At 62.7% G+C, this 26,147-nt stretch carries 28 protein-coding genes; 15 read left to right on the top strand and 13 right to left on the bottom strand.

All coding sequences use genetic code 11. The annotated features are described in order from the left end of the window. Positions 1-40: 40 nt before the first annotated feature. Positions 41-2,047 (bottom strand): methyl-accepting chemotaxis protein, encoded by a 2,007-nt coding sequence (locus tag A3AY_RS0101825; RefSeq protein ID WP_018323968.1) that lies wholly within the window; start codon positions 2,045-2,047, stop codon positions 41-43. A 418-nt stretch (positions 2,048-2,465) separates the two neighbouring features. On the opposite strand from A3AY_RS0101825, the gene rpmH reads away from it, so the two are divergent. The 6 genes from rpmH to A3AY_RS0101795 all read left to right on the top strand — a co-directional run bounded on the left by rpmH (position 2,466) and on the right by A3AY_RS0101795 (position 7,404). Further along, positions 2,466-2,603, top strand: a complete 138-nt coding sequence (rpmH, locus tag A3AY_RS0101820) for a 50S ribosomal protein L34 (RefSeq protein WP_018323967.1) — start codon at positions 2,466-2,468, stop codon at positions 2,601-2,603. A gap of 32 nt (positions 2,604-2,635) precedes the next feature. Further along, complete coding sequence (gene rnpA, locus A3AY_RS0101815) at positions 2,636-3,034, top strand: ribonuclease P protein component (RefSeq protein WP_018323966.1); 399 nt, start codon at positions 2,636-2,638, stop codon at positions 3,032-3,034. Continuing rightward, the gene (yidC, locus tag A3AY_RS0101810) at positions 3,024-4,820 is read left to right on the top strand and encodes a membrane protein insertase YidC (protein WP_018323965.1); all 1,797 of its coding nucleotides are present in this window, start codon (positions 3,024-3,026) and stop codon (positions 4,818-4,820) included. Before rnpA ends, yidC begins: the two co-directional genes overlap by 11 nt. A gap of 293 nt (positions 4,821-5,113) precedes the next feature. After that, positions 5,114-6,028, top strand: coding sequence for a DMT family transporter (locus tag A3AY_RS0101805; RefSeq protein ID WP_018323964.1), 915 nt, complete (start codon positions 5,114-5,116; stop codon positions 6,026-6,028). Positions 6,029-6,110: 82 nt separating this feature from the next. Beyond that, on the top strand, positions 6,111-6,764 hold the full coding sequence (yihA, locus tag A3AY_RS0101800; RefSeq protein WP_018323963.1) for a ribosome biogenesis GTP-binding protein YihA/YsxC: 654 nt from the start codon (positions 6,111-6,113) through the stop codon (positions 6,762-6,764). A gap of 100 nt (positions 6,765-6,864) precedes the next feature. Next, positions 6,865-7,404 carry a DUF1269 domain-containing protein gene (locus A3AY_RS0101795; protein ID WP_018323962.1) on the top strand — a complete coding sequence of 180 codons (540 nt, stop codon included), beginning with the start codon at positions 6,865-6,867 and terminating at the stop codon, positions 7,402-7,404. A 7-nt stretch (positions 7,405-7,411) separates the two neighbouring features. Here the strand turns inward: A3AY_RS0101795 and msrB are convergent, their stop codons facing one another. The 4 genes from msrB to A3AY_RS0101775 all read right to left on the bottom strand — a co-directional run bounded on the left by msrB (position 7,412) and on the right by A3AY_RS0101775 (position 10,264). Continuing rightward, positions 7,412-7,912 (bottom strand): peptide-methionine (R)-S-oxide reductase MsrB, encoded by a 501-nt coding sequence (gene msrB / locus A3AY_RS0101790; RefSeq protein ID WP_018323961.1) that lies wholly within the window; start codon positions 7,910-7,912, stop codon positions 7,412-7,414. A 290-nt stretch (positions 7,913-8,202) separates the two neighbouring features. Next, positions 8,203-8,760, bottom strand: coding sequence for a fasciclin domain-containing protein (locus tag A3AY_RS0101785; protein WP_018323960.1), 558 nt, complete (start codon positions 8,758-8,760; stop codon positions 8,203-8,205). A gap of 248 nt (positions 8,761-9,008) precedes the next feature. After that, positions 9,009-9,728: an anti-sigma factor gene (locus A3AY_RS0101780; protein WP_018323959.1), complete on the bottom strand. Its 720-nt coding sequence runs from the start codon at positions 9,726-9,728 to the stop codon at positions 9,009-9,011. Next, positions 9,725-10,264, bottom strand: a complete 540-nt coding sequence (locus tag A3AY_RS0101775; protein ID WP_018323958.1) for a sigma-70 family RNA polymerase sigma factor — start codon at positions 10,262-10,264, stop codon at positions 9,725-9,727. The genes A3AY_RS0101780 and A3AY_RS0101775 overlap by 4 nt, the downstream gene beginning before the upstream one ends. A 184-nt stretch (positions 10,265-10,448) precedes the next feature. On the opposite strand from A3AY_RS0101775, the gene argB reads away from it, so the two are divergent. After that, positions 10,449-11,336 carry an acetylglutamate kinase gene (gene argB / locus A3AY_RS0101770; protein ID WP_018323957.1) on the top strand — a complete coding sequence of 296 codons (888 nt, stop codon included), beginning with the start codon at positions 10,449-10,451 and terminating at the stop codon, positions 11,334-11,336. A 214-nt stretch (positions 11,337-11,550) separates the two neighbouring features. Here argB and A3AY_RS0101765 read toward each other — a convergent pair whose 3' ends face one another. The 3 genes from A3AY_RS0101765 to A3AY_RS34355 form a co-directional block, all read right to left on the bottom strand. Then, entirely contained in the window at positions 11,551-12,321 is a 771-nt protein-coding gene (locus A3AY_RS0101765; protein WP_018323956.1) for an isocitrate lyase/PEP mutase family protein, read from the bottom strand. 94 nt (positions 12,322-12,415) lie between these two features. Then, on the bottom strand, positions 12,416-13,330 hold the full coding sequence (locus tag A3AY_RS0101760; RefSeq protein WP_018323955.1) for an EamA family transporter: 915 nt from the start codon (positions 13,328-13,330) through the stop codon (positions 12,416-12,418). 61 nt (positions 13,331-13,391) lie between these two features. Further along, positions 13,392-14,183, bottom strand: coding sequence for a sterol desaturase family protein (locus A3AY_RS34355; RefSeq protein ID WP_018323954.1), 792 nt, complete (start codon positions 14,181-14,183; stop codon positions 13,392-13,394). A gap of 134 nt (positions 14,184-14,317) precedes the next feature. Between A3AY_RS34355 and A3AY_RS0101750 the strand changes: the two genes are divergently transcribed. Continuing rightward, a complete protein-coding gene (locus A3AY_RS0101750; RefSeq protein WP_018323953.1) occupies positions 14,318-15,031 on the top strand; it encodes a pyrimidine 5'-nucleotidase in 714 nt (237 codons plus the stop codon). A 138-nt stretch (positions 15,032-15,169) separates the two neighbouring features. Next, on the top strand, positions 15,170-15,691 hold the full coding sequence (locus A3AY_RS0101745) for a CREC-EF hand family protein (RefSeq protein ID WP_162709226.1): 522 nt from the start codon (positions 15,170-15,172) through the stop codon (positions 15,689-15,691). On the opposite strand, the gene A3AY_RS34350 is transcribed toward A3AY_RS0101745, so the two are convergent. Beyond that, positions 15,675-15,926 carry a hypothetical protein gene (locus A3AY_RS34350; protein ID WP_018323951.1) on the bottom strand — a complete coding sequence of 84 codons (252 nt, stop codon included), beginning with the start codon at positions 15,924-15,926 and terminating at the stop codon, positions 15,675-15,677. The two genes, A3AY_RS0101745 and A3AY_RS34350, sit on opposite strands and share 17 nt — an antisense overlap. 66 nt (positions 15,927-15,992) lie before the next feature. Beyond that, complete coding sequence (locus A3AY_RS0101735) at positions 15,993-16,892, bottom strand: LOG family protein (protein ID WP_018323950.1); 900 nt, start codon at positions 16,890-16,892, stop codon at positions 15,993-15,995. Between the two features lie 205 nt (positions 16,893-17,097). On the opposite strand from A3AY_RS0101735, the gene dapD reads away from it, so the two are divergent. After that, entirely contained in the window at positions 17,098-17,958 is an 861-nt protein-coding gene (gene dapD, locus A3AY_RS0101725; RefSeq protein WP_018323948.1) for a 2,3,4,5-tetrahydropyridine-2,6-dicarboxylate N-succinyltransferase, read from the top strand. A 3-nt stretch (positions 17,959-17,961) separates the two neighbouring features. Further along, complete coding sequence (locus A3AY_RS0101720; protein WP_018323947.1) at positions 17,962-18,321, top strand: DUF805 domain-containing protein; 360 nt, start codon at positions 17,962-17,964, stop codon at positions 18,319-18,321. A 17-nt stretch (positions 18,322-18,338) separates the two neighbouring features. Here the strand turns inward: A3AY_RS0101720 and A3AY_RS0101715 are convergent, their stop codons facing one another. From A3AY_RS0101715 to A3AY_RS0101705, 3 genes are all read right to left on the bottom strand, one after another. After that, positions 18,339-19,487, bottom strand: coding sequence for a GAF domain-containing sensor histidine kinase (locus A3AY_RS0101715; RefSeq protein ID WP_018323946.1), 1,149 nt, complete (start codon positions 19,485-19,487; stop codon positions 18,339-18,341). A 155-nt stretch (positions 19,488-19,642) separates the two neighbouring features. Beyond that, entirely contained in the window at positions 19,643-20,968 is a 1,326-nt protein-coding gene (locus tag A3AY_RS0101710) for a sensor histidine kinase (RefSeq protein ID WP_018323945.1), read from the bottom strand. Between the two features lie 26 nt (positions 20,969-20,994). Continuing rightward, positions 20,995-21,657 (bottom strand): response regulator transcription factor, encoded by a 663-nt coding sequence (locus tag A3AY_RS0101705; RefSeq protein WP_026203014.1) that lies wholly within the window; start codon positions 21,655-21,657, stop codon positions 20,995-20,997. A gap of 284 nt (positions 21,658-21,941) precedes the next feature. On the opposite strand from A3AY_RS0101705, the gene A3AY_RS38850 reads away from it, so the two are divergent. From A3AY_RS38850 to A3AY_RS0101685, 4 genes are all read left to right on the top strand, one after another. Then, positions 21,942-22,100 carry a hypothetical protein gene (locus tag A3AY_RS38850; RefSeq protein ID WP_018323943.1) on the top strand — a complete coding sequence of 53 codons (159 nt, stop codon included), beginning with the start codon at positions 21,942-21,944 and terminating at the stop codon, positions 22,098-22,100. 305 nt (positions 22,101-22,405) lie between these two features. Next, a complete protein-coding gene (locus tag A3AY_RS0101695) occupies positions 22,406-23,512 on the top strand; it encodes a cyclic nucleotide-gated ion channel (protein WP_018323942.1) in 1,107 nt (368 codons plus the stop codon). A gap of 852 nt (positions 23,513-24,364) precedes the next feature. Then, positions 24,365-25,558 (top strand): succinyl-diaminopimelate desuccinylase, encoded by a 1,194-nt coding sequence (dapE, locus tag A3AY_RS0101690; protein WP_018323941.1) that lies wholly within the window; start codon positions 24,365-24,367, stop codon positions 25,556-25,558. Next, a complete protein-coding gene (locus tag A3AY_RS0101685; RefSeq protein ID WP_018323940.1) occupies positions 25,545-26,141 on the top strand; it encodes a hypothetical protein in 597 nt (198 codons plus the stop codon). Before dapE ends, A3AY_RS0101685 begins: the two co-directional genes overlap by 14 nt. Positions 26,142-26,147 lie beyond the last annotated feature (6 nt).

The raw sequence follows: 26,147 nt of genomic DNA, 5'->3' as shown, positions 1-26,147 counted from the left end.
CGCCGCGGGACCATTGTTCAGCGCTTGGCAGGAAACCGGGTCAGAATTCTTCCCAGTTGTCCTTCGACACGGCGGCGCTCGCCGAACCGCCACCGAAGGCACGGGCGACGGTGCCGAGCATCTTGCGGGCCGGCGAGGCAACCGGACGGGCGTTTTCGCGCACCGGTGCGACGACCCTGGTCGGCGGGGAGTCGTTGAGCTTGAAGTGCGAGATCAGCCGGGCAAGGTTGTCGGTTTCGGCCGAGAGCTTGTGGGTCGCGGCGTTGGCTTCCTCCACCATGGCGGCGTTCTGCTGCGTCACCTGGTCCATCTGGTTGACGGCGATGCTGACTTCGCTGAGACCCGTCGACTGTTCGCGGGCGGCGGTGGCGATCGAGTGGATATGGTCGTTGATCTTCAGCACCCGCGTTTCGATCTGGCCGAGAACCTGGCCGGTCTCCTGCACGAGCTTGACGCCTGTTGCCACCTCCGAGCCGGATTTGGCGATCAGCGCCTTGATGTCCTTGGCTGCGCTTGCGGCGCGCTGTGCAAGCTCGCGAACCTCCTGCGCGACGACGGCAAAACCCTTGCCCGCATCGCCGGCACGCGCCGCCTCCACACCGGCATTGAGCGCCAGAAGATTGGTCTGGAAGGCGATCTCGTCGATGACGTTGGTGATCTGGCCGATTTCGCTGGAGGCCTGCTCGATGCGGCCCATGGCGTCGACCGCATTGCGGACCACTTCGCCGGACTGGGCCGCACTCTGCTTGGCCTCGGTGACCATGACGGTCGCCTCCTGGGCGCGATCGGTCGAGTTGCGGACGGCGACGGTGATTTCCTCCAGCGCCGCCGACGTCTCTTCGAGCGATGCTGCCTGCTGTTCGGTTCGCTTTGCCAGGTCGTCGGCGGCGGAGCGCAGTTCGATCGAGTTGCCGTTGATCGAATCGGTCGTGGTGCGGATCTCGCGCAGCGTGTTTTGCAGGGTCGACAGCGTATCGTTGACGTTCTGCTGCAGTTCGGCGAAGGCGCCGTGGAAGGTGCCGTTCATGTCCTGCGTCAGGTCGCCGGCGGCGAGGCTGGCGATGACGCGCCGCGTCTCGTTGATGCCGCTGTCGACGCTTGCGACCAGTTCGTTGACGCTTGCAGCGAAGCGATTGAGGTCGGCGTCGTCGTAGTCCTTGTTGATGCGCCGGGTGAAATCGCCGGCCGCGGCCGCGGCAACGACCACCGCGATGCTGGACTGCAGGTCGGCGCTCTTTTGGCGCAGCGCCGTTTCCTGGGCATTGAGTTCGCGCACGGCAAGACCGTTGCGCTTGAAGACTTCGACGGTAGCTGCCATTTCGCCGATCTCGTCCTTGCGGCCGGCAAAGGGCACGTCGGCGTCGAGATCGCCCTCGGCGAGCCGCTTCATCGTACCCGTCAGCCTGAGGATCGGCTGGCTCAGTTCCTTCGTGCCGATGTAGAAGGCGATGCCGAGGCCGGCAACAAGACCGATGGCGGCCGTCACGAGGACGATCAGGATCATCTGTCTTTCGATGGCGCCCAGGTCTTCCTGGATTGCCTCCAGCGCGGCGCGGTCCGCGTCCACGACAGCGTCGATCTCGGCCTGGAAGGCCTTGCGGTTGGCGCGGTTGAGTTCGTTGTTGCCCTGCTCGTTGGCAGCCTGGGGCGAGACTTCCTGGCTGAGCCGCGCCGTCTCCGTGCGGAAGGTGCGGAATTCGGCGGCACGCTTGACCACGGCCTCGAACGCCGGCAGTTCCTCCGGCGGCACCAGCGGCCGCCAGTCAGCGAGAAGCGTATCCATCTTGCCGAGATTCTTCATCAGGCCATCGGCGAAGGACTTGGATTTCTCGACCGTCGGGGCCGCATAGATGCCGCGCGATTCCATCACCACCGCGGTCACGAGGCGGTTCAGGCGCTCGCCGTTGAAGGCACGATCCGAGGCATTGTCGAACTGGACGAGCCTTGCGTTGTATTGCGTGATCACCGTCAGCGCCATGCCCGTCACGGCCAGCGTGATCAGGCTCATCACGCCGACGATGAGATAGATCTTACCTCGAATTTTCATGCGTACCTGTCTCCTCGCAACCTGCAAAAGGCCTGAAAGTGGCAACTTGCAGGCTTGGTTATATGCGGAGACACTAAGTCAAGGATGATTAACGAAGCACTTCCTGGAACCAGTAGAATTGTGGGGGTTCCGGCTTAGGGGTTTCTTCAGCTTCTTATATTAATAAATTCTAATCTTCAATCTGGCATTGAATCCACCGACGCAGATCGCGTGGGGCCCGGCGCGATCAGGAACGCCTGAAAACGCGCAAATCCCAGCTTTTCTGCGCCGGCAATTGACTTTCGCGCGTCTTTGCTCTTATAAGCCGCCCCACGTCCGGACAAGTCCCCTTGCCCCGTGCAAAGCCGTGGCCGGAACGTAACGCTCCCTTGCTTAAAAGCAAACCCAAGAAGGGCCGCACACCGCGGTATTAAAATAAATGTCGAAGCGTACCTATCAACCGTCCAAGCTTGTTCGCAAGCGCCGTCACGGCTTCCGTGCACGTATCGCCACCAAAGGTGGCCGCAAGGTTATCGTTGCCCGCCGGGCACGTGGCCGCAAGCGTCTGTCGGCTTAAGCCGATCGGGCCCGAGGAAAGAATGCGGGCACATGACGTCAAATAATCCAAAATCGACTGTCGGGCGGCTGAAAAGCCGGCCGCAGTTTCTTGCTGTGCGCAAAGGGGAGCAGCGGAAAGGCCCGTTGTTCCTGCTCGAGGTTCTCGATCGCGGCGAACCGGAGAGCCAGCCCCGCTGCGGCTTCACTGTCACCAAGAAGCACGGCAATGCCGTGGAACGCAACCGGATGCGCAGGCGCCTGAAAGAGGCGGTGCGGCTGTGTGCCGGGTTTGCAATGAAGCCCGGACACGACTATGTGATTGTCGCCAGACGCGACCTCCTCAACGCTCCCTTCGAGCGGCTGGTGGGAGGGCTCCGCGAGCGGATCGAAAACAAGCAGAAAATTCACGGCCGCAGCCGGCCGGCTTCAGGAAAGAATGATGGAAAATAACCGCAATTACTTCGTGGCGATTGCCCTGTCGGTGCTCATCCTGATCGCCTGGCAGTTTGTCTACATCAATCCGAAGATAGAGAAGGAGCGAATTGCGGCGGAGCAGACCCAGGCCAATCCGGCAGCCGGCAACCAGACCACGGCAGGACAGACAGCTACCGGACAGACAACGACCGGGCAGACCCCGGCCGGCGCGGTACCTGGCGGCAACGAGAACCGGGAACAGGCGATCGCCAAATCGGCCCGCGTGACCATCGACACGCCGGCACTCAGCGGCTCGATCAACCTGACCGGCGCCCGCCTCGACGACCTGAAGCTCAAGGAATATCACGAGACCGTCGACGACAAGAGCCCGATCATCACGCTCTTCAGCCCGGCCGACAGCAAGGACGGCTATTTTACCGAACTCGGCTATATCGGCAATGAGGCGAGCGGCACGGTTCCCGGTCCGGCGACCGTCTGGTCGGTCAAGAGCGGCGAAAAGCTGACGCCCGCAACACCAGTGGTGCTGACCTTCACCAACGAGAAGGGCGTGGACTTCACCCGCACCATCTCGGTGGACGAGCATTTCATGTTCCAGATCACCGATACCATCAACAACGGCAGCGGCGCTCCGGTTTCGCTGTCCTCCTATGGCCGCGTCACCCGCTTCAACAAGCCGACGACGCCGAGCATCTACGTGCTTCATGAAGGCTTCATCGGCGTGATCGGCGAGCATGGCCTGAACGAAGTGGCCTATGGCAAGGTCGAGGACGAAGCACCGATCCAGCCCGGCAAGACCACGACCGGCTGGCTCGGCATCACTGACAAATACTGGGCGGCCACGATCGTGCCGCCGCAGGCGACGCCATACGAAGCGAAGTTCGCGCATTTCCCCGACGGGCGTCCGCGCTACCAGGCCGACTACAAGCAGGATGCAATCACGATCGCTCCTGGCCAATCGACCGATCTCAAGGCCCTGGTTTTCGCCGGCGCCAAGCAGGTTCCGTTGGTCGATGGCTACGAGAAGTCCTATTCCATTCCGCAGTTCGATCTCTTGATCGACTGGGGCTGGTTCTACTTCATCACCAAGCCGATGTTCAAACTGATGGATTTCTTCTTCCGTTATTTCGGCAATTTCGGCGTTGCGATCCTTCTGACCACCATCGTCGTCAAGGCGCTGTTCTTCCCGCTTGCCTCGAAGCAGTACGCTTCGATGGCGAACATGAAGAAGGTTCAGCCGAAGATGGAGGAACTGAAGAAGAAGCACGGCGACGATCGGATGGCGCTGCAGCAGGCGATGATGCAGCTCTACAAGGAGGAAAAGATCAACCCGATCGCCGGCTGCTGGCCGATCCTGTTGCAGATCCCGGTGTTCTTCGCGCTCTACAAGGTGATCTACGTCACCATCGAGATGCGCCACGCGCCGTTCTTCGGCTGGATCCAGGACCTGTCCGCGCCGGATCCGACCTCGATCTTCAACCTGTTCGGCCTCCTTCCGTTCGAAGTGCCGCACATGCTTCTGATCGGCGTCTGGCCACTGATCATGGGTGTCACCATGTTCCTGCAGATGCGCATGAACCCGACGCCGCCGGATCCGACCCAGGCGATGCTGTTCACCTGGATGCCGGTGGTCTTCACCTTCATGCTTGCGAGCTTCCCGGCCGGCCTGGTCATCTACTGGGCCTGGAACAACACCCTGTCGATCGCCCAGCAGGCGGTCATCATGAGGCGCCACGGCGTCAAGGTCGAACTGTTCGACAACCTCAAGGGCCTGTTCTCCAGGAAACCCAAACCGGCCGAATAGGCCGGCGTGAATTGCGTGGAAAGGCTCCGGATCGCCTCCGGAGCCTTTGCCTTTCTGGTTGCTGGAAGCTCAGGCTGCCTTTGTGGGATCCGCAGTAACGCTCGCCGACCGACTTCGCGCACTGCTTCTGGACGCGATTGCAGCGCGCTGACAGTCGCGCTTGGTATCGGTTCGACACAGCTCGCGGCCTTTCCCTGACGCATGAAGTTTGCGACAACAGCGTGTCGCGCCTGTCGGCGTCCGCGCCGCAAATCGCGTCTACACTTCCAGCCGTCTCCAACCGGATTCCTGCCATGTCGCAACCTTCCGCCTTGCCGCAATCCGTCGCCGCAGGATCACAAAACCCGGTTCACGGCTCACTGCTGTTGCTCGGCTCGGCCGTCGTCTGGAGCTTCGGCGGCACGCTGGCGCGGTTCCTTGCGGTCGAGGGCTGGACCATCGTCTTCTGGCGGTCGCTGTTTGCGGCCCTCTTTCTCCTCGGCTTCATGCTTCTGCGCGATGGCCCGCGCGGCACAGCGACCCTCTTCCGCAACATGGGCCTGCCGGGCATCGCCGTCGGTCTCTGCTTCGCCATTGCCTCGACCTCGTTCATCCTGGCACTTGCCTACACTACGGTCGCCAATGTGGTGCTGATTCAGGCGGGCGTACCGCTGATCGCCGCGCTCATCAGTTGGCTCGTCTTCCGCGAGCGTATCTCGCGCCTCACATGGCTCGCCATCGCAGCCGTGATCGGCGGTGTCGCCATCATGGTTTCGGATTCGATGAGCGGCGCCGTCTCGCCGATCGGCGATGCGCTTGCCATGCTCATCGCCTTCGTCTTTGCGCTCGCCACCGTGATTACCCGCCGCTACGCCCATGTCCGCATGACGCCGGCCGCCTGCTTCGGCACCATCGTAGCCGGCACGGTCGCGGCGGTCATGTCCTCCGGCCTTACGGTCACCCTGCCCGAGCTCGGCATCCTCGTGACCTTCGGCGCGCTCAATTTCGGCCTGGGCCTGGCGCTGTTCGTCACCGGCGCACGGCTCATCCCGTCCGCGCTCGCCGCCCTTTTGGGAACGGCTGAAACCGTTCTAGCGCCACTCTGGGTCGCCCTGATCCACGGCGAGATCCCGAGCTCGAATGCCATACTCGGCGGAACGATCGTGCTCACCGCCCTTCTCTCCTATCTCAGCGTCGAGCTGTGGCGGCAGAGAAGAGCGCTTGGCTGAGCAAAGGCGCCAAGCGCGCAACTCTCCTTGACTTGACGGCGCAAAACCGCGAAGTCGTGAGCGAGACCAAGGACAGGACGCCATGACAGACATCAAGCCGCAGGACGACAAGCCCCTCTTCGGGCGGCCATGGATATTCATTCGCGGCGTGCCGTCGATGAAGTTCCTGCCGCCGGAAGGTCCGCTGGAGATCGCCTTTGCCGGCCGCTCCAATGTCGGCAAGTCGTCGCTGATCAACGCGCTGGTCGGGCAGAAGGGTCTCGCCCGCACCTCCAACACCCCGGGCCGCACCCAGGAACTCAACTATTTCGTACCTGACGGCTACTCCGGCGAAGCCGGCGACTTGCCTCCGATGGCGCTCGTCGACATGCCCGGCTACGGCTATGCGCAGGCGCCGAAGGAACATGTCGACGCCTGGACCAAGCTGGTCTTCGACTATCTGCGCGGCCGCTCGACGCTGAAGCGCGTCTATGTGCTGATCGACAGCCGCCACGGCATCAAGAAGAACGACGAGGACGTGCTCTCCCTGCTCGACAAGGCGGCGGTGTCCTACCAGATCGTCCTGACCAAAACCGACAAGATCAAGGAGCCGGCGGTTCCAAGGCTGATTGCCGAGACGCTGGAAAGGATCCGGAAAAGACCGGCCGCCTTCCCGGAAGTCCTCTCCACCTCCTCGGACAAGGGCAACGGCCTCGAGGAACTGCGCGGCGCCATCCGGACCGCAATCGCCAGCTAACCGGGCTGTCACACTACCCCGACACCAAATGTGCTCTATCTCCCCGCGGGGATTGCCGTTCGGCAACCCCAGAGACGTCACGCGTTGAGGGAGAAACAACATGTCTGATCTGATTGTCATCGGCTTCGACAACATGGAAGAAGCCGACAAGGTGCTTCTGAAGCTGAACACGCTGAAGAAGGAATACCTCATCGACCTCGAGGATGCCGTCGTCGTCGTGCGTGACGAAACCGGCAAGGTTCACCTGAAGCAGAGCGTCAATCTGGCCACGATCGGCGCCACCTCCGGCCTTTTGAGCGGTTCGCTGTGGGGTGGCCTCGTCGGCCTGCTATTCCTCAACCCGCTTGCCGGTTTTGCCATCGGCGGCGCTATTGGTGCCGGCACCGGCGCTCTTTCGGGCTCGCTGGCCGACTACGGCATCGATGACGACTTCATCAAGTCCCTGAGCGAGACCATTCCCAACAATTCCTCGGCGCTGTTCGTACTCGTGCGCAAGGTGCAGCCGGAAAAAGTGCTGGGGGAATTTTCCGGCCTGCGCGGCAAGGTTCTCAAGACCTCTCTCGCGCCGGAGCAGGAAGCGAGGCTACAGGCAGCGCTCTCAGGGACCCAGCCGCAATCGCCGACACCGGGCACCTTCTGACGCGAATTCAGGCGGCCGTCGCCGGCGCAAACGTCATCGCCATGCCGTTGATGCAGTGGCGCATGCCGGTCGGCGGCGGGCCGTCGTTGAAGATATGGCCGAGATGCCCGCCGCAGCGGCGGCAATGGCACTCGGTGCGCGTCATGAACAGCGAGGTGTCCTCGCGCGTGCCGATGGCGTTCGGCAGCGCCTCCCAGAAACTCGGCCAGCCGGTGCCACTGTCATATTTCGCTTCGGAGGAATAGACCGGCAGATCGCAACCGGCGCAATGGAAGATGCCCTTGCGCTTCTCGGTGTTGAGCGCGCTGGTAAAAGGCCGCTCGGTGTCCTCGTGGCGCAGGATGCGGTACTGCTCGTCCGTCAGGATCGCCTTCCATTCCGCGTCGGTCTTTGTCACCTCGAATGTTTCGCCCGTTTCCGAAGCAACGCTGTTTCGCGTGAAGCCGCGAAAGGCGGCGGCGGCGAGGACAGCGGTGCCGGAAAGAAGAAAGAAGCCGCGGCGTGTCATGATCGTTCTCCCGTCTGCCGGATGTGCCGGCAATGCTTTGCTGTGAACCTAATGTTCCCGGCTGCGGACGGCAAAACAAATGCCGATCAATCCCGCGTGAGGAAACGCTTGAACATGAAAAAGGCCACCGGAAAGCACCGGTGGCCCGTGGGTCTTTCAGACGAACAACGAAGGCTGTCGTCCTTGAATTGCTGCATGTTCTGAAACATGCAGCAGGCCGGAAGAGACGGGTTCCCGGCCCGGAGCCGAAATGCCGTCGAAGACGCATCCGGCTGCCAATCCGCAAACGATCAACCCTTCGGCAGCAGCACCTTGTCGATGACGTGAATCACGCCGTTCGACTGCTTGACGTCGGCGATCGTGACGGTTGCCACGCCGCCGGTTTCGTCGGTGAGCGTGATCTTGCCGCCATCGGCCTTGGCCTTCAGCACGCAGCCGCCGACCGTCTTGACGTCATGCGTGCCGCCATCGTCCATCACCATCTTGCCGATGGCATCGGACATCGCATTGGCCGATACCACGTGGCAGGTCAGCACCTTGGTCAGCATGTCCTTGCTTTCCGGCTTCAGGAGCGTGTCGACGGTGCCGGCAGGCAGCGCGTCAAAAGCCGAATTGACCGGAGCAAACACCGTGAACGGCCCGGCGCCCTGAAGCGTCTCGACCAGACCGGCAGCCTTGACGGCTGCGACCAGCGTCGTGTGATCCTTCGAATTCACCGCATTTTCGATGATATTCTTGTTGTCGTACATCGGCGCGCCGCCGACCGACGGATTTCCGGCATGGGCGGCAAAGGCGCCGGCAGCCAGTATCGAAGCAACGGTCACTGTCCTCAGCATGGACTTGAACATCTCTATTCCTTCCTGTTGATCTCGCGGACCCGGCTTGCGGGTCTCTCCCAATTTTCTGGAGTTCATGTTCTCTGCGCAGAGGACAAAGCGAGTAACGGCAGCCCTGACAAAAGAGTTTCAGGAAAATTCGGAAATTTCCAACAGACTGAAATAAAAATGTTTTTTCAAATATCAGTAGCGCACGACGAAAAATGCTGCGCAGCGGGGCGCAGCATTTGGTCAGCTATGACTGACATTCGAAAACAGTCTCAGGGAAGACGCGTCTTGCCCGCAGCAACCACAGGTCCCGTTGCTTTGCCCGTCGGCGAGCCGCCGAGCGGCTCGACGCTCAGGGCGAGCGTGACGCCCTCGCCCACCTTCGCGCGCAGTTCCGGCGCGATGACGATCTCGCCTTCGCCCGTCTGCGGCAGGACGCCGAGCGACTTGGCCGGGTTGTCGCCCTCGATCAGCCAGACCTCCAGCGACTTGGCCTCCGCCTGCCGGGCGGCAACCGGCGTCACCGTCAGCGCCCCGGTGGCAGCGTCGTACTGCGCCAGAAGGTTGATCGCCGCGCTGCCCTCGCCCGCCAGTTCGGCCACCAGCGGTCGCCTCTTTTCGCTCACCGGCTCCAGAATGCCGGAGGCAAAGGTGGCGATCGTGACGAGACCGGCGACGGAAGCCAGCGTCAAAATCCGCCAGAAGGCCAGCGAGCTCCACAATCCACCGCCCGCAACAGCCGGCTGATCGGCAAAGATCCGCCGCTCGATGGCGGTGAAGACCTGCGGCGATGGCGGCAGCGGATCATAGCTCTCGTCGAAGGTGGAGAGATTGCTCTGCCAGTGCTTGACCATGGCTGCGAAGGCGCGGTCGAGCACCATGCGGGCCTCGACCTTTCGGCGGTCGTCGGCAGAAAGAACACCAAGCACATATTCGCCCGCGATCACCTGGTCGCGACGGGAATCACCGCTTTCGGGGTCCTGTGTGGTCATCGCTCCATGCACTCTCTCAGTTTGAGGAGGCTGCGGCGCAGCCATGTTCGCATCGTGTTCAGCGGAACGCCGAAAAGACCGGCGAGTTCCTGGTAGCTCAGCCCTTCGACATAGGCCTTGCGCACCGCGTCCGCGCGGTCTGCTTCAAGCTCGCCCATGCACTTGTCGATTTTGCGGCCCTCCGCCGCGTTGACGGCGGATTTTTCCGGATCGGGCGCAGAATCGGCCAGATCATAAGCCTCGTCAATCGCGTTTGCCACAGGCTTTCGCGCCCTCAGCTGATCGATCGCATGATTGCGCGCGATTGCCGAAAGCCAGGACATCGGATTGGTCTCGCCGGCGGCGTAGCGGCCGGCGCGCTGCCAGATCTTGATGTAGATTTCCTGCAGCGCCTCTTCCGCTTCGGCCCTGTCCCTCAAGATACGCACGCAAATGGCAAAAAGTTTCGGGCTGGTCTGCCTGTAGAGCGCCGAGAACGCCGCACGGTCCCGCAGCGCAACCCGGCCGATCAGCGTGGAAATATCGTCACTGGCCATGAAAGCTTCCGGTCCTCGCCCCTGTGGCGGCGTAGATAGGGCGGAAACCCGGGGATAAAAAGGGAGGCCACAGATAAAGACGGCCAGCCAAACCAATGTCACATTGGCTTTATCTTTCGCGCGGACATTCCCTCGGCCGGAAACTTGCGCTAAACAGCACCCGGCTTTTTCCAGAGGTATTCCCATGTCCGCATCAGAGAGCGAAATCCAGGCCGATCTTCTCGCCAAGGCCCTGCCCTATATGCAGCGCTACGAGAACAAGACGATCGTCGTCAAATATGGCGGCCACGCCATGGGCAATCCCGAGCTCGGCAAAGCCTTTGCCGCGGATATCGCGCTGCTGAAGCAGTCGGGCGTCAACCCGATCGTCGTCCATGGCGGCGGCCCGCAGATCGGTGCGATGCTGACGAAGATGGGCATCGAATCGAAATTCGAGGGCGGCCTGCGCGTCACCGACGCCAAGACCGTCGAGATCGTCGAAATGGTGCTCGCCGGCTCGATCAACAAGGAAATCGTCGCGCTGATCAACCAGACCGGCGAATGGGCGATCGGCCTCTGCGGCAAGGACGGCAACATGGTCTTTGCCGAAAAGGCCAAGAAGACCATCAAGGACCCGGATTCCAACATCGAGCGCGTCCTCGATCTCGGTTTCGTCGGCGAGATCGTCGAAGTCGACCGCACGCTGCTCGACCTGCTCGCCCGCTCGGAGATGATCCCGGTCATCGCCCCGGTCGCTCCCGGCCGCGACGGCCATACCTACAACATCAACGCCGACACCTTTGCCGGCGCCATTGCCGGGTCGCTCAACGCCACCCGCCTGCTCTTCCTCACCGATGTTCCCGGCGTACTCGACAAGAAGGGTGAACTGATCAAGGAACTCTCCGTCGCCGAAGCGCATGCGCTGATCAAGGACGGCACGATTTCCGGCGGCATGATCCCCAAGGTCGAAACCTGCATCGAGGCACTCGCCCGAGGCGTCGAAGGCGTCGTCATCCTCAACGGCAAGACCGCGCATTCGGTGCTGCTGGAGATCTTCACGGAGCATGGTGCGGGAACCCTGATCGTTCCGTGAAGGTAGAGCAACTTCGGCCCTGCCGGAAATCTCTTCCATCAGATGCCGGGCCGTCCGTGGCAGGCGCACCCCCCGCCGCCGTCATCCTCGCCCTTTTGGCGGGGATCCAGCCCACCTCCTTCGGATCAAAAGACTCTCTGACCCGAAGGACTTGGGCTTGCTGGATTCCTGTAACGAGCACAGGGAATGAAGGAACACCAAGCGATACGCAGCGTCAGCCTTGCTGATAGACCTTCGCCGCCTCGCCCTTCAGCCATTCGATCATCGCCCGGTACGGCCCCGGCCCATAGCTCACACGGGCAACGCCCAATCCGGCAAGCGTGCGCACTTCCGGCACGCCCGGCCGCATCATGATGTTGACCGGCAGCGCGACGGCCTCGCAGACGCGGCCGATCAGGTCCGGGTTCGACAGGCCCGGCACGAAGAAGCCGCTGGCGCCGGCCTCGGCATTGGCCGCCGCCCGCTCGATCGCCTCGTCCACCAGGGGGGCGTGGCGGACGGGATCGGAGAGCTTCAGGAACAGATCGGTGCGCGCATTGATGAAGAAGGGCACGCCCTTCTGCTCGGCCGTCGCGCGGATCGCCTTGATGCGCGCCGCTTGTGCCTCGAGCGTGTGCAGCCCGCTGCCGCCGACCACCTGGTCCTCGAAATTGATGCCGACGGCACCGACGTCGATCACCCGCCCGACATTCAGCGCGACCTCGGCGGCATCCTCGGCATAGCCGCCTTCGAAATCGATCGACACCGGCAGGTCGGTCGCCGCGACGATGGCGCGGGCGATATCGACGAGCTGCAGCAGCGGAAACTCCTGGCCGTCGCCATAACCGTTGGCAGCCGCCACCGACCAGCTTCCGGTCGCCAGCGCCTTGGCGCCGGCTTCTGCAACGGCCTTGGCGCTGCCGGCATCCCAGATATTGTAGAGCACCACCGGATCACCCTTGCGGTGCAGTTGCGCGAACGCCTTTGCCTTCTCCACCTGGTTCATCGTTTTTCCTCCGAAAACAATCCCAGTGAACGTCATGCCGCAAAAGCCGCCACCTGCGCCAGAGGTGACCGCCAGATTTCGCGGGTCTGTTCGGTCAAACCACCAGCAGCATGACGACGCCGAGTACGATGAGCAGGCAGCCGATCACCTCCAGCCGGTTGATCCATTCGCGAAAGATGAAGACGGCGGAGGCGAAGGTGAACAGCATTTCGACCTGCGCCACCACCTTGACGATTGCCGCCTGCTGCAGCGTCATCGCCATGAACCAGCCGAACGACGCCGAGGCACCGGCAAAGCCGACCAGCAGACCCGGCCGCCAGGCGGTGATCACGCGCTTCAGTTCCTCCGGTTCGCGGACGAGAATCCACGCAAGCATCGTCAAGGTCTGCAGCAAGATGACAAAGCCCAGCGTAAAGCTCGCCTGCACGACGAAATCCGGCGCAGGCAGGCTCGGCGCGAGCGCCAGCGAGGCTGAGCGGTAGGACACCGCCGACAGGCCGAAAAAGGTGCCGGACAACAGTCCGATACCGGCCGTGCGGGTAAAGACCGAGGTCACCAGCGATTTGACGCTGAGCGGCGTGCGCGCCACCGAAATGATCATCACGCCGATGACCGAGATGGCAATGGCGATCAGCGTGCCCTGGCTTGCCGCCTCGCCGAGAAAGATCAGCCCGAACAACGCCGCCTGCGCCGGCTCGGTGCGCGAATAGGCGGTTCCGACCGCAAAATTGCGGAAGGAGAACAGGTGTACCAGAAGGAAGGTGGCAGTGATCTGCGCGAACCCACCGATCACTGCCCAGAGAAAGAACTGCCCATCCGGAACAGGCAGCGGCCGGTCGAAGCCGCGCCAGAGAATCGCGAGATAGGCGAACGCAAAGGGCAGGCCGTAACCGAAGCGCACGAAGGTCGCCCCGGTCGTGCCCATGACGCCTTTAAGGTGCTTCTGCATGGCGGAGCGGATGTTCTGCAGGAACGCCGCCGCGATTGTGATGAGGATCCAGGTTTGCATGCCATGCCGGCTAGCATGCAGGGCAGGAGATTGCCAAGGACAGCGGCCGGCTAAATGCGCCTCAGGCAGAGTTTTCCTGTGCCGCCGGCGTGGGCGCGGTCTGTCTGAAGGTCAATGAGGGCGCCTCATCCTCGAATTTCTTCACGCGCTGGTCGTAATCGGGCGAAACCGTACCGAGGACCCGGTCCCAGAATGAGAAATAGTTGCCGTAATTGTACCGGAATCCCGAATGGTGCTGGTCATGGAAGGTCGTGCACAACAACGGCGACGGGTACCGCGCGGTCGATGAGGCGAGATACTCGAATCCGCAATGGCCTAACATGCCGTTGAAATGCTCGAACAGCCTGTGCCCCACCAGAATGGCCGGCGGGAACGGCACGACGAAGACGATGACGGCCGAAAAACTCTGCAGCAGGAAATTGTCCAGAACATCTTCCGAATAGGTGCTCCAGATCGTCGGCGCGACACTTTTGTGATGAAGGGCATGCAGCGGGTAGAGCCACTTGGTGTGCAGCAGCCTGTGCATGAAATAGAACCAGGTGTCGTAAAGGAACATGACGAGGATAAAGAGCGGCAGCGCCGCCCACCAGTTGAAGGCCCATGGCGCAGGCGCCCAGCCCTTTTGCTGGGCGTAGAGGCCGATCGTCACCGGCAGGCAGGCGCTGAACATCGACGCCAGGCTCTGGCGGATTTCCGCCTTGCGGCGTTTGCCGGAACCGCGCCCCTTCTGGATCTTCCGCTGCGGATTGCGATCGTTGAGCCAGGTCAGGCCAAAGCCGAGGGCGAAATAGGTCACGACCGTCGTGGCGTAGAATCCGAGCAGAAACGCAAGGTAGAAGACCTCATCGGGCATCGGTATCAACGGCTCCCGAACCAAAATCGTCCCTGCTGGAAACGTGCCACATCCCATCCGCAATTCAAAGTGGAAATGCGAAAAGGGCACATAAAGCCCATTTCCTAGGCACTGTCGCCATGCGATAAGGCTCCATGACCCAGCTCGATCGCCTGCCGACCAAAGCCGACTTCGCCCATGTCACCGACTGGGTGTTCGACCTCGACAACACGCTCTATCCGCACCACGTCAATCTGTTTTCGCAGATCGACCGCAACATGACCGCCTTCGTCGCCACCTTGCTGCGGCTGGATCCGGCCGCGGCCAAGACGTTGCAGAAGCAGTATTACCGCGATCACGGCACGACGCTGCAGGGCCTGATGATCCATCACGATATCGACCCCAATGATTTCCTCGAAAAGGCGCATGCGATCGACTATTCCGTCGTGCCGGCCGATCCGGCGCTCGGCGACGCGATCCGGGCGCTGCCCGGCCGCAAGTTCATCTTTACCAATGGCAGCGTCAAACATGCCGAGATGACGGCGCGGGCGCTCGGCATTCTCGATCATTTCGACGAAATTTTCGACATCGTTGCCGCCGACTACGTGCCGAAGCCGGCCGGCGATACCTATCACAAGTTCATGAGCCTGCACCGGGTCGACACGAACCATGCCGCCATGTTCGAGGACCTGCCGCGCAACCTCATCGTACCAAAGGCGCTCGGCATGAAGACGGTGCTGCTCGTGCCGCGCAATTTCGAATATGAATTCGCCGAGGCCTGGGAAAAGACAACCGATGGCGATGCCCAGGTCGACTACGTTACCGAGGATCTGACCGGCTTCCTGACGCGACTTGTTTCGGAAGTTTGACACCACGTAACAAAACACAATTCTGCCATGGAAAATCCTTTTTCCATCAAAGGGTTACATTACAAAAAATTAACTGGCGATCCGGCCTGATCCGCCTATCCTCCGTTCATGGACAATCTCATGGACAAGGATTTTGACATGCGGAAGAACAAGCTCATTCTCGGCGCCGTCGCAGCCAGCCTCGCGCTCACCAGCCTTGCCGCCCCCAGCTTCGCCGCCCGCGAGCGGCCGACGCGGGAGCAACGCGCGGAATGGATGATGAATCGGCTCGATACCAATGGCGACAAGAAGGTGTCGCTGGAGGAAATCCAGGCGCGCGCATCCGAAGCCTTCAAGAATTTCGATGCCGACGGTAACGGCCAGGTGACGCGCGACGAGATCAAGGCCAAGCGCCAGGCCTTCCGCGAGGCCCGCAAGGAATTGCGCGCCGCCATGGACAAGACGGGCGCGGACAGGACAGAGGCGATGGAGAAGCTGAAGGACACGCGCCCGGTGATGCTGCCCGGCATGCGCCCCCGCGTGTTCGCCATGGCAGACACGGACAAAAACGGTTCGCTCAGCCTTGCCGAGGTTTCCGAGCAGGCGGGTCGCATGTTCAAGCGCCGCGACAGGAATGGCGACGGTTTCATCGATGCGGCCGATTTCACCCGGAAGATCTGATGCCGAAGAGGCCGGCGCAAACCGCGCCGGCCTCTTCTCGTAACGCGCGACTTACGCCGCAGGCGTTGCTTGCGCCGCACCGCTTCGGCTCGTCTTCCGCTGCGGCCATGCCGCCCTGGGCGAACCCAGCGGAGAGACCCTGCAGCAACAGGACAATCGCAAACAGCGCCGAAATGGCGCTGAACTCAATCCGGTCCCTGACGATCTGCCGCACGACATGCATGAGGGCTCGCATGCCACAGACAGTGCCCCTGTCACTGCGACGAAATGTGAAATTCGCCGTGCCGGTGGCCGTCCGGTCCTACCGGACGCCGGATGCCATCGGCACCTGCTTGGGATCCATCGTCTGGTAGAACTTTGCGATGATCTCCCAGGCCTCGTCCGCCGTTTCGACAAACCGGATCAGGTCGACGTCGTTGGGGGCGATCGTACCGAATTCGGCCAGCGCCTCGAAATCGATGATCTTGCGCCAGAACTTCTCGCCGAACAGGATCAGCGGCACCAGCGCCAGACGACCGGTCTGCATCAGCGTGATCGTCTCGAACAGTTCGTCCAGCGTACCGAAGCCGCCGGGAAACACCACGACCGCCTTGGCACGCAGCAGGAAGTGCATCTTGCGGATGGCGAAATAGTGGAAGTTGAAGGAAAGCTCCGGCGTCACGAAGCGGTTCGGCGCCTGCTCGTGCGGCAGCACGATGTTGAGGCCGATCGAAGGCGCGCCGATTTCGGCGGCCCCGCGGTTTCCCGCCTCCATCACGCCCGGCCCGCCGCCGGTGACGACGACATATTCCGTGTAGCCCGACTCCGCCGAATGCTGCGAACAGAGCTGCGAAAACTTGCGTGCCTCCTCATAGTAGATCGAGGCGGCCGTCAGGTTCTTGCGCTGCGTCTCGTTCCTCGCCGCCCAGGCGTCGCCGCCGGGTTCGGGAATGCGCGCGCCGCCGAACATCACGATCGTCGAATTGATGCCCCGCTCGGAAAGGATCATCTCGGGCTTCAGCAGCTCGAGCTGCAGCCGCACCGGGCGCAGTTCCTCGCGGGAGAGAAAATCGTCGTCCGTATAGGCGAGCCGGTAGGAGGGCGACATCGATTGCGGCGTCTGCGGAACGCCCGCTGCCCGCGCCCGCGCCTGGCGGCTGTCGACCAGCGGATCCCAGACCCCGTCCTTGCGCCGCAAATTCCGCTTCTTCATTCTTGCCATGGCAAACTTTCCTGACGCAAACCGGCGGCCTTTCATCGCTGCCGGATGCTCCTTCGAATATTCCGTGCGCTACGGCTCAAATCACCGCAGCATTCCCGTGACATACACCTTCATCCATCGCCGACCGCAACCGAAAAGGCTTCAATTTTTCGGGATCATGCTCTAGAGCATGTTCACGATAGACGCCGAAGTTTAAGGAATTCCGATGAGCATCCAAGATCTCGCTTCCCTCCGCCAGACCATCGATACGGCTTTCGACAATCGCGACAGCATCACCACCTCGACCCGGGGCGAAGTCCGTGACGCCGTCGAAGCCGCGCTCAACCTGCTCGATGGCGGCAAGGTGCGGGTGGCCGAACGCGGCGAGGACGGCAACTGGACCGTCAATCAGTGGCTGAAGAAGGCCGTGCTGCTCTCCTTCCGGCTGAGCCCGATGGAAATCATCAAGGGCGGTCCTGGCGAAGCCGCCTGGTGGGACAAGGTACCCTCCAAGTTCGACGGCTGGAGCGTCAACGAATTTGAAAAGGCCGGCTTCCGCGCCGTGCCCAACGCCATCGTCCGCCGTTCGGCCTATATCGCGCCGAATGCGATCCTGATGCCGTCCTTCGTTAATCTCGGCGCCTATGTCGGCGAAGGCACGATGGTCGATACCTGGGCAACGGTCGGCTCCTGTGCCCAGATCGGCAAAAACGTCCACCTCTCCGGCGGCGTCGGTATCGGCGGCGTGCTCGAGCCGATGCAGGCCGGCCCGACCATCATCGAGGACAACTGCTTCATCGGCGCCCGCTCGGAAGTCGTCGAGGGCTGCATCGTGCGCGAGGGCTCGGTGCTCGGCATGGGCGTCTTCATCGGCAAGTCGACCAAGATCGTCGACCGCGCCACCGGCGAAGTCACCTATGGCGAAGTGCCGCCCTATTCGGTCGTCGTCGCCGGCTCGATGCCGTCGGGCAATGCCACCATGGCCAACGGCCAGCCGGCGCCGAACCTCTACTGCGCCGTTATCGTCAAGCGCGTCGACGAGAAGACCCGCTCCAAGACCGGCATCAACGAACTGCTGCGGGACTGATCGATGGCCGCGCAGGGGCAGCAGACCATGCCATGGCTGTTCTTCAGCCCCTCCGGCCGCCTGCCCCGTCTGCCCTATTTCCTGGGCTGGCTGTTCTGGGTGGCGGTCAGCGGCTTCGTTCTGACGCGCATGTTCGCCAATGAGGGGAACGACATCGCGCTGGCGCTCTGGACGCTGATCCTGGTCGTCAGCGGCCTTGTCTCGACCGCGTCGATCGTCATGCTGACGATCAAGCGCCTGCACGATATCGGCTATCCCGGCCCGCTCGCCATCTGCCTGTTCATTCCGGTGCTGAGCCCTGTCGTCTTCATCACGCTCTGTCTGTGGCCCGGCAAGCCCGAAGCCAATGAATACGGGCCCTGAACCCGGCGGCCTGATTATTATCGCAGCGGCATCTGGAAGGTGAAACAGGTTTCCTCCGGCGTGGAGGAAACCGAAAGCCTGGCATTGTGCGTTTTGGCGATTTCCGAAGCGATATAAAGCCCAAGACCCAGCCCCTCGAGATTGGCCTTGGCGGAAGCGCGAACGAAGGGTTTGAACAGATCCTTGAGCACCGCTTCGGGAATGGGCTCGCCGGCATTTGCGACCGTAAGCACGAAACAATTGTCCGCAATCGTGGAGCGCGCCCTGATGGGCGTCGCCGGGTCGCCATGCGTCAGGGCGTTGGCGATGAGATTGGACAGGAGCTGGCCGATCCGGCCCTCGTCGCAACGCACCAGCGCCTCGGCAAATTCCGCCTCGATCGCCCGCCCGGGATTGGCCATTCGCAATTCCGCAACCACCTGCTCCATCACCGGCTTCAGCGGAACCCGGTCCGCCTGCTCGACGGGAATGCCGCCGCCGAGCCGCCCGCGGGCGAAATCGAGCACATTGTCGATGAGGCCCGACATGCGCGTAATGCTGGATTGCATCAGCCCGAGCACCGCCTTGCCCTTCTCGTCCTCGACCGAACGCTGCAGCATGCGCGTGCCGGCATCGAGCGAAGCGAGCGGATTGCGCAGGTCATGACCGAGGACCGCGATGAACTGCTCGCGCAATTCACTGGCCTGCCGCTCCTGATCGATGCGGTCGTGAGTATCGAGGTGAAAGGCGATCAGATTGGCAAACAGCTCAAACATGCCGATGATTTCCGGCGTGTTCAGCCTGCGCGGCACCGTATCGATGGCGCAAAGCGTGCCGAAGAAGGAACCGTCCGCCAGCGTAATCGGCATGGAGATATAGCTCTGCAGGCCGTAGATCTCCGGCGTATGGTGACCGGCATACATCGGGTCGTCGGCGACGTTGTCGATGATCACGGCTTGCCGGTGTTCGCGGATCTCGTTGCAGATCGTCGTCTCGATCTTCAGTTCGCCGCCGGGCGCGAGCCCGAACGCGATTTCGTCGCGCACGCTGCAGGCGATCCACCGGTCTGCCGTCACCCGCGCCACCGCCGCAAAGCGCATGCCGGTTGTCTTGCAGATGACATCGAGGATGGTCGGCACGGCATTGATTTGCGCGATAGCGTCGATGGCAGCGATGGGATCGTTCAAAGCAAGCCTTTCCGATCGATTGTTTCCGGATCTCCCTTATGTCGGTGCAGCACCGCCAGGATACAAGCTTCTGCTTGCAAGACCCCGTGCGGCGCGGCATTGCGCGCGCTCTTTTGCCTTTTCAGGGGAATCTCTGGGCTAAATCGTCAAGCGGCTCACGCCGCCAGCTCACCAAACCGCATCACCACCTCGAAACCGTCCTTCCGGCCCGTTGCCGGTGACAGGATGTCGAAGCGGACATTCATCTGCTGCAGCAGCCGTTCGGCGATCGACAGGCCGAGGCCGGAACCGGGAGAGCCGGTGTTGCCGCGGCCGAACCGCTTGCGGATGGTTTCGAGTTCCCCCGGTGGGAGCGGCGCGGCCCCATTGACGATCCGCACCACGCCGCCCGTCTCGAGCCGGATATCCACCGGCTCCTCGGCGCGGCCGTGCAGCAGGGCGTTCTCGATCAGGTTGCGCAGCACGATGGCAAAGGCGTCCTCGCTGTAGGAGCCCTCGAGCCTCGCCCCCTCCTGCCGCTCGAACCGCAGCCTTGACGGGGCCTGATCGCCGCGCTGGAAATCGGTCAGCACCAGTTCGAGGACACGGGCCAGATCGACATTGGTGCTGCCCGCGCCGATTCCCGCCTCGGCGCGAGCCAGCTGCAGCAGCTTTTCCGCCGTATGGCCGAGATTGGTGAGCGAGGCCTCGACCTGCTGGGCCCGGCGCCTTTTCGGCCCGTCGAGTTCGGCGATCAGCATCTGCGTCTGCGCCAGGGCGCCGGCGATCGGCGTGCGCAGTTCATGGGCGCTGTTTGCCGTGAATTCGCGCTCGGCGTCGAAGGCCGCCTGCAGGCGGGTCAGCAGGTGGTTGACGGAGCGGGCGATCGGCTGCAGCTCGCGCGGCAGCATGCGCGATGGCACCGGCGCCATGTTGCCGCCGTCCTTCTCCTCGATCGCCCGGCGAAGGTCATCGACCGGCGCCAGCGCCCGGCGCACGATCAGCCAGATCAGGCTGATGCTGACGGGAATGAGCACCAGCACCGGCAGGAAAAGCGCCATGGCACCTTCGGTGACCGCCTCGTCGCGATTTGCCATCGCATCCGCCACCTGCACGAAGATCGTCCCGTCGGGGGCCTTGGCGGTATAGAACCGGTAAGTCTCGCTGGTCGAGAAACCCGGCTTCAACGGCACATCGAAGGGCGCGGCCGGTGCATCATGCGAGCGAATGAGGATCTGTCCGTCGGCGCCGCGCACCTGATAGACAAGATATTCCTCTCCGGGTTCATCGCTCTCGGATTCAATATGCCGCGGCGAGGCGCTCTCTTCGCGCCGTCGCAGGTCGTCGAGGACCAGCGGCACGAGCCGTTCGGCCGTTTCCTGGAGCGAGCCGTCGAAAATCTCCCCGAATTCCTCCTGCATGACGGACAGTCCGAGGCCGGCGGCAATCAACCAGAAGGCCGTTGTCGCGCCCGTCAGCCAGAGGATCAGCCGCCGCGTCATGCTCCTGCGGTTGGCCCTGTGCTGCGTCACGCCGGCGCCCCGATCCTGTAGCCGACGCCGCGCACGGTCACGACATGGTCCCGGCCGAGTTTCTTGCGCAGCCGGCTGACATAGACCTCGACGGTGTTGCTTTCGATCTCGGAGCCGAAGGCATAGAGCGCCTCCTCGATCTGCGCCTTCGAGATGATCGCGCCCGGCCGGGCAAGCAGCGTGTCGAGCACTGCCCATTCGCGGCCGGAAAGACCGATTTCCTCGCCGCCGGCAAAGACGCGCCGGTCGACCGGGCTGATCTTCACCTCGCCAACCTGGATCACCGGCGAAATATTGCCGCCATAACGGCGGATGACCGCGAGCATGCGGGCTGAGAGTTCGCCGAGATCGAAGGGTTTGACGAGGTAATCGTCGGCGCCGCTGTTCAAGCCTTCGATCCGGTCGGAAATCTGGTCATGCGCCGTGAGAATGATGACCGGCGTTGCCGTACCCGCCGCCCGCAGCTCCCTCAACAGGGCAATGCCACTGCCATCCGGCAGCCTGAGATCGAGAAGAATCAGCCCATAGGTAACGGTGCGCAGCGAGACGCGCGCATCCTCGAGCGTCTTCATCCAGTCGACGGCGTGATCGGCTGCCGCGACATGATCGCGAACGGCTTCCCCCAGAATGATGTTGTCCTCGACGAGCAGAACGCGCAAGCCGCTGGTCCTCGTTCCGATCAGCTGTACCGGCATCCTTATTCCCTCTTGGCCCGCGCCGTCAAACGGCTTTGACGGGCACGGCTCGGCACCCGCATCCCTTTTCCGGGCGCAGGTGCCTGCCGCCTCGCGCCCGCAACCTTCTTGGCCGGACATCTGGGCCGGCTTTCTGACAGGAACCTGAATGCGCGATCTGGCGCAGAACGACGACGCTGTGATCGCCGCCGTTCAGCCTCCTGTCAGGATTGACCGGCAGGCTGGCGGTGGACACTGGAGATTTCTGTTTGAAAGCGCGTCGAATTCACCTGGGACTGCTCTACGTCGCCATTCTCGTCCTCATCATTGCGACGATCCCGCTCGCCCAATTTGCCGGACGGCAGCCAATGACGGTCAACCACCAGCAATCGACAGCGCTCACGGTCCGTCTCAATCAAGGGATGTAGGTAGGTCAAGGGTCGTCGTGGCCACACTGCGGCAGTGCAAGACCGGACCTTAAGCGATCGCCGGCGCCAGCACCGCCCTGCGCGTTTAGTACGCGACCATAGAACACGACAGTGCCAACGACACCCCAATCTCCCCCCCGATGGACCCTTGAGGGGGAGATGCCCGGCAGGGCAGAGGGGGGTATTTTGCAGGCACCGCGGCGTACGGTGGCACGCGGCAGCGGAGCCTCTTCCCTGCCCTTTGCACTTGGCCTGAAGGCATTCTATTATTTTCGACAGCGTGGTCGGCCCCTCGGTGTGTATGAATGTCGGCACTGTCTTTCTCGAAAATTTCAGCACCGCTTGACGGACTGCTCGTCGCGGCCGGGCTGGTGGCCGTGGCTGCGCTCACCACACCGGACCTGACCGGACGAACCAGTTTCGCCTTGGAGCTCCTGCTCGCCAGCATCTGGGCGATCTACGTCCTGCAACTGATCGGGACGGTGATCATGCAGCGAACGCGCAACGTCCGCGACAGGATGCCTGCAATCGCCGTCGATGCGCTCGCCGTCTTGGTTCCTCTCGCCGCGTTCCTGCTCGACGACACGCGCGACCAGAGCCTCTACTGCGCCGTCTGGCTGCTAAAGCCGCTACGCGATTCGACATTCTTTCGCCTGATGGGGAGGGTTCTGACCAACGAGGCGCGCAACCTGATCGGCGTCACCTCGGTCTTCGGCATCCTTCTGTTCGGCGCGGCACTCATTGCCTATATCCTCGAGCGCGACGTCCAGCCGGACAGGTTCGGCAGCATCCCCCAGGCGATGTGGTGGGCGGTGGTGACGCTGTCGACTACCGGCTATGGCGATGTAATTCCGCAAAGCTTTGCCGGCCGCGTTCTTGCCGGGTTGGTAATGATGTGCGGGATCGGCATCTTTGCGCTGTGGGCCGGCCTCCTCGCCACCGGTTTCTACGAAGAGGTTCGCCGGCAGGACTTCGTGCGCAACTGGCAGCTGGTTGCGGCCGTGCCGCTGTTCCAGAAACTCGGCACAGCCGCGCTGGTCGAAGTCGTGCGCGCGCTGAGGCCGCGCGTCGTACCGGCCGGCACCGTCATCTGCCGCAAGGGCGACACCGGCGACCGGATGTTCTTCATCGTCGAGGGCCGCGTCAGCGTCGCGACGCCGAATCCGGTGGAGCTCGGTTCCGGCAGCTTCTTCGGCGAGATGGCGCTGATCAGCGGCGAGCCCCGCTCGGCGACCGTCAGCGCCATAACGGAGGTCTCGCTGCTGTCGCTGTACTCGGTGGATTTCCAGATGCTATCCAAAAGCAGCCCCGAGATCGCCGAAATCATCCGCAAGACCGCGCTCGAACGGCGCGGCGTGACGCCAGACCCCACCGCTCCCCCTATGGGAAAGGACACAAAATCAACATCCTAGCCAAAGGCGGAGGGTTAGATTTTGTTGGTGAGGGGATCCGTCCGCCTCCCCGCAGTTTCCCCGCTGATCCCCGCGCTTGAAACCTGTGCCATCATCATGCCGTTCCGTCATCGGCTACCCCGCGAGGCGTCGCGGCGAGGCGGGACCGGTGCCGGGTGAAGGAAGGACGTAAGCCTTTGCCCGGTGGACTGGCAGAAAATGGTTTCCCTCTCGTCTGAAACAGGACGGGGCGTGCCTGTGGGGCACACAAGGGACGATCGGCAAGGACGGCAACGTCCTTCGTGGCGCGGAGAGCCCCAAGAACAGCACGGACCCCGCGAATACCATCCCCGGAAGGGCGTCGCTCGCAGAGAAACCGGAGTTGCCCGTCGACCAACACTGAACGGGGCGCTGGAAGGCGTCATATAAATTACTTAGTCATCGGCACTTTCCAGCGCCCCGGCCAAGTAAACATGAAGCAAACCCACGGCGGACTTTTCCGGGCGGGGATAAAGGTGTTTGAACGAGATGCGATGGAAAGCAGACGCGCGACACGCTCCCTCTTCTCCCCCCCGCGGACCCACAAGGCGAGAAGGTGGCGCAAAGCGCCGGATGAGGGGAGCCACAAACGCCGAGCCAGCCGCCCCCTCATCGCCTCGCATACGCTCGGCACTTCTCCCCGCCGGGGAGAAGAGGGAGACCCACCTCCCGCTCGAGGGGGGTCGCCGCAAAGCGGCGGGTGAACCATTGCTTGACGCGAAAATCATCTGAATCCTGCACCGCGAGCCGACCCTCCCAAAGCAGAGAGTGACCCCGTGACAGTCCGGTGGGGATCGGCTACACCAAGCCCTATAAGACAACAGGCCTTTCTTGATGACCGTTACCGATCCCGTCGCCAACCTCGCCACCCTGATCCGCTGCCCCTCCGTAACCCCTTCAGAAGGCGGCGCCTTGAGCGCGCTCGAAGCCATGCTGAAGCCGCTCGGCTTTGCCGTCGACCGGGTGACGGCGACCGAGGACGGCACGCCGGACATCGAAAACCTCTATGCCCGCCTCGGCGCAGACGGACCGCACCTGATGTTTGCCGGCCATACCGACGTCGTGCCGGTCGGCGACGAGGCGGCCTGGACGCATGGCCCGTTCTCCGCCGATATTTCGGATGGCGAGATGTACGGCCGCGGCGCCGTCGACATGAAGGGCGGCATTGCCTGTTTCGCCGCCGCCGTCGCCCGCCACATCGAGAAGAATGGCAATCCGCAGGGATCGATCTCCTTCCTGATCACCGGCGACGAGGAAGGCCCGGCCATCAACGGCACCGTCAAGCTGCTCGAATGGGCGGCAGCAAGGGGCGAGCGCTGGGATGCCTGCCTCGTCGGCGAACCGACCAATCCCGACCGTCTCGGCGACATGATCAAGATCGGCCGGCGCGGTTCGCTGTCCGGCACCATCACCGTGCACGGCGTCCAGGGCCACGCCGCCTATCCGCATCTCGCCGACAGCCCGGTGCGCGGCATCCTTGCCTTGACGCAGGCGCTGATGGATCCGCCTTTCGATGCCGGCACCGACGATTTCCAGCCGTCTAATCTCGAGGTGACGACGATCGACGTCGCCAACAAGGCGGTCAACGTCATTCCGGCCAAGGCGTCGGCGCGCTTCAACATCCGCTTCAACGACACCTGGAGCGTCGATCGCCTGAAGGCCGAGATCATCGCCCGCCTTGACCGCGCCAGCGCCGAGAGCGTGCTTCGTCCCGGCCGGCCACCGGTCAGATACGATATCGTCTGGAGCGAGCGCCCGAGCCACGTATTCCTCACCCGCAACAACGCATTGATCGCTTCCCTGTCAGGCGCCGTCCAAGCCGTCACCGGCCGCGAGCCGACGCTGTCGACCACCGGCGGCACGTCGGATGCGCGCTTCATCAAGGACTACTGCCCGGTCGTCGAATTCGGCCTGGTCGGCCAGACCATGCACATGGTCGACGAACGTGTTGCCGTTGCCGACCTCGAAACGCTGACGCAGATCTACGAAACCTTCATCAGCCGCTGGTTTGGCCATGCCGCAGATTGAGGAGATCGGCAATTACATCAAGGGGGTGTGGCTGCTGATCCTCGGTGACAGGACCGGGTTCGACTGGCTCGACATCACCGCCCTCGGTGTCTGGCGCTCCTTTGCCGCCTTCCTCTGGTGCCTGCCGGCAATGGCCGTTGGCTGGGCCGCGTGGCGCCTCTATTATCTGGCGAACATGCCGCACGGCGCCGAGACGGGGCTGATCTTCATCCTTAAGCTGCTCTTCGTCGACATGGCCATGTGGATCGCGCCGCTGGTGCTCGTCGCTGCGCTCGCAAAGCCGCTCGGTTACGGCGAACTGCTGGCGCCGATCATCATCACCAGCAACTGGCTGGCCGTGCCCACGGTCTATGCGATGGCCGTTCCGCTGGCGATCAGCCTGATCGTCCCGAACAGCGAGGGCCTAACGAGCGTGCTGTCGCTGATCCTGCTCCTGGCGAATTTCGCCGCGATTTTCCGGCTGGTGAAAACCATCGCCAAGGGCCAGACGCTGCTCGCCTCCGCTTTGTCCGCCCTGCTGATACTGCCGTGGCTGATGCTCGGCCAAGGCCTTCCGCGAATGCTCGGCCTGATGCCGGCCTGACCCGCT

It is taken from the genome of Rhizobium giardinii bv. giardinii H152 (genome assembly GCF_000379605.1).
Classification (GTDB): domain Bacteria; phylum Pseudomonadota; class Alphaproteobacteria; order Rhizobiales; family Rhizobiaceae; genus Pararhizobium; species Pararhizobium giardinii.
Note: the sequence above shows the minus strand (reverse complement) of the source record. Positions and strands in the feature narration are given on the sequence as shown.

Bases quoted from the DNA above. Each gene is read 5' to 3' on its own strand.
- A3AY_RS0101825 (WP_018323968.1), bottom strand. From the start codon at position 2,047: ATGAAAATTCGAGGTAAGATCTATCTCATCGTCGGCGTGATGAGCCTG.
- rpmH (WP_018323967.1), top strand. From the start codon at position 2,466: ATGTCGAAGCGTACCTATCAACCGTCCAAGCTTGTTCGCAAGCGCCGT.
- rnpA (WP_018323966.1), top strand. From the start codon at position 2,636: ATGACGTCAAATAATCCAAAATCGACTGTCGGGCGGCTGAAAAGCCGG.
- yidC (WP_018323965.1), top strand. From the start codon at position 3,024: ATGGAAAATAACCGCAATTACTTCGTGGCGATTGCCCTGTCGGTGCTC.
- A3AY_RS0101805 (WP_018323964.1), top strand. From the start codon at position 5,114: ATGTCGCAACCTTCCGCCTTGCCGCAATCCGTCGCCGCAGGATCACAA.
- yihA (WP_018323963.1), top strand. From the start codon at position 6,111: ATGACAGACATCAAGCCGCAGGACGACAAGCCCCTCTTCGGGCGGCCA.
- A3AY_RS0101795 (WP_018323962.1), top strand. From the start codon at position 6,865: ATGTCTGATCTGATTGTCATCGGCTTCGACAACATGGAAGAAGCCGAC.
- msrB (WP_018323961.1), bottom strand. From the start codon at position 7,912: ATGACACGCCGCGGCTTCTTTCTTCTTTCCGGCACCGCTGTCCTCGCC.
- A3AY_RS0101785 (WP_018323960.1), bottom strand. From the start codon at position 8,760: ATGTTCAAGTCCATGCTGAGGACAGTGACCGTTGCTTCGATACTGGCT.
- A3AY_RS0101780 (WP_018323959.1), bottom strand. From the start codon at position 9,728: ATGACCACACAGGACCCCGAAAGCGGTGATTCCCGTCGCGACCAGGTG.
- A3AY_RS0101775 (WP_018323958.1), bottom strand. From the start codon at position 10,264: ATGGCCAGTGACGATATTTCCACGCTGATCGGCCGGGTTGCGCTGCGG.
- argB (WP_018323957.1), top strand. From the start codon at position 10,449: ATGTCCGCATCAGAGAGCGAAATCCAGGCCGATCTTCTCGCCAAGGCC.
- A3AY_RS0101765 (WP_018323956.1), bottom strand. From the start codon at position 12,321: ATGAACCAGGTGGAGAAGGCAAAGGCGTTCGCGCAACTGCACCGCAAG.
- A3AY_RS0101760 (WP_018323955.1), bottom strand. From the start codon at position 13,330: ATGCAAACCTGGATCCTCATCACAATCGCGGCGGCGTTCCTGCAGAAC.
- A3AY_RS34355 (WP_018323954.1), bottom strand. From the start codon at position 14,183: ATGCCCGATGAGGTCTTCTACCTTGCGTTTCTGCTCGGATTCTACGCC.
- A3AY_RS0101750 (WP_018323953.1), top strand. From the start codon at position 14,318: ATGACCCAGCTCGATCGCCTGCCGACCAAAGCCGACTTCGCCCATGTC.
- A3AY_RS0101745 (WP_162709226.1), top strand. From the start codon at position 15,170: ATGCGGAAGAACAAGCTCATTCTCGGCGCCGTCGCAGCCAGCCTCGCG.
- A3AY_RS34350 (WP_018323951.1), bottom strand. From the start codon at position 15,926: ATGCGAGCCCTCATGCATGTCGTGCGGCAGATCGTCAGGGACCGGATT.
- A3AY_RS0101735 (WP_018323950.1), bottom strand. From the start codon at position 16,892: ATGGCAAGAATGAAGAAGCGGAATTTGCGGCGCAAGGACGGGGTCTGG.
- dapD (WP_018323948.1), top strand. From the start codon at position 17,098: ATGAGCATCCAAGATCTCGCTTCCCTCCGCCAGACCATCGATACGGCT.
- A3AY_RS0101720 (WP_018323947.1), top strand. From the start codon at position 17,962: ATGGCCGCGCAGGGGCAGCAGACCATGCCATGGCTGTTCTTCAGCCCC.
- A3AY_RS0101710 (WP_018323945.1), bottom strand. From the start codon at position 20,968: ATGACGCGGCGGCTGATCCTCTGGCTGACGGGCGCGACAACGGCCTTC.
- A3AY_RS0101695 (WP_018323942.1), top strand. From the start codon at position 22,406: ATGTCGGCACTGTCTTTCTCGAAAATTTCAGCACCGCTTGACGGACTG.
- dapE (WP_018323941.1), top strand. From the start codon at position 24,365: ATGACCGTTACCGATCCCGTCGCCAACCTCGCCACCCTGATCCGCTGC.
- A3AY_RS0101685 (WP_018323940.1), top strand. From the start codon at position 25,545: ATGCCGCAGATTGAGGAGATCGGCAATTACATCAAGGGGGTGTGGCTG.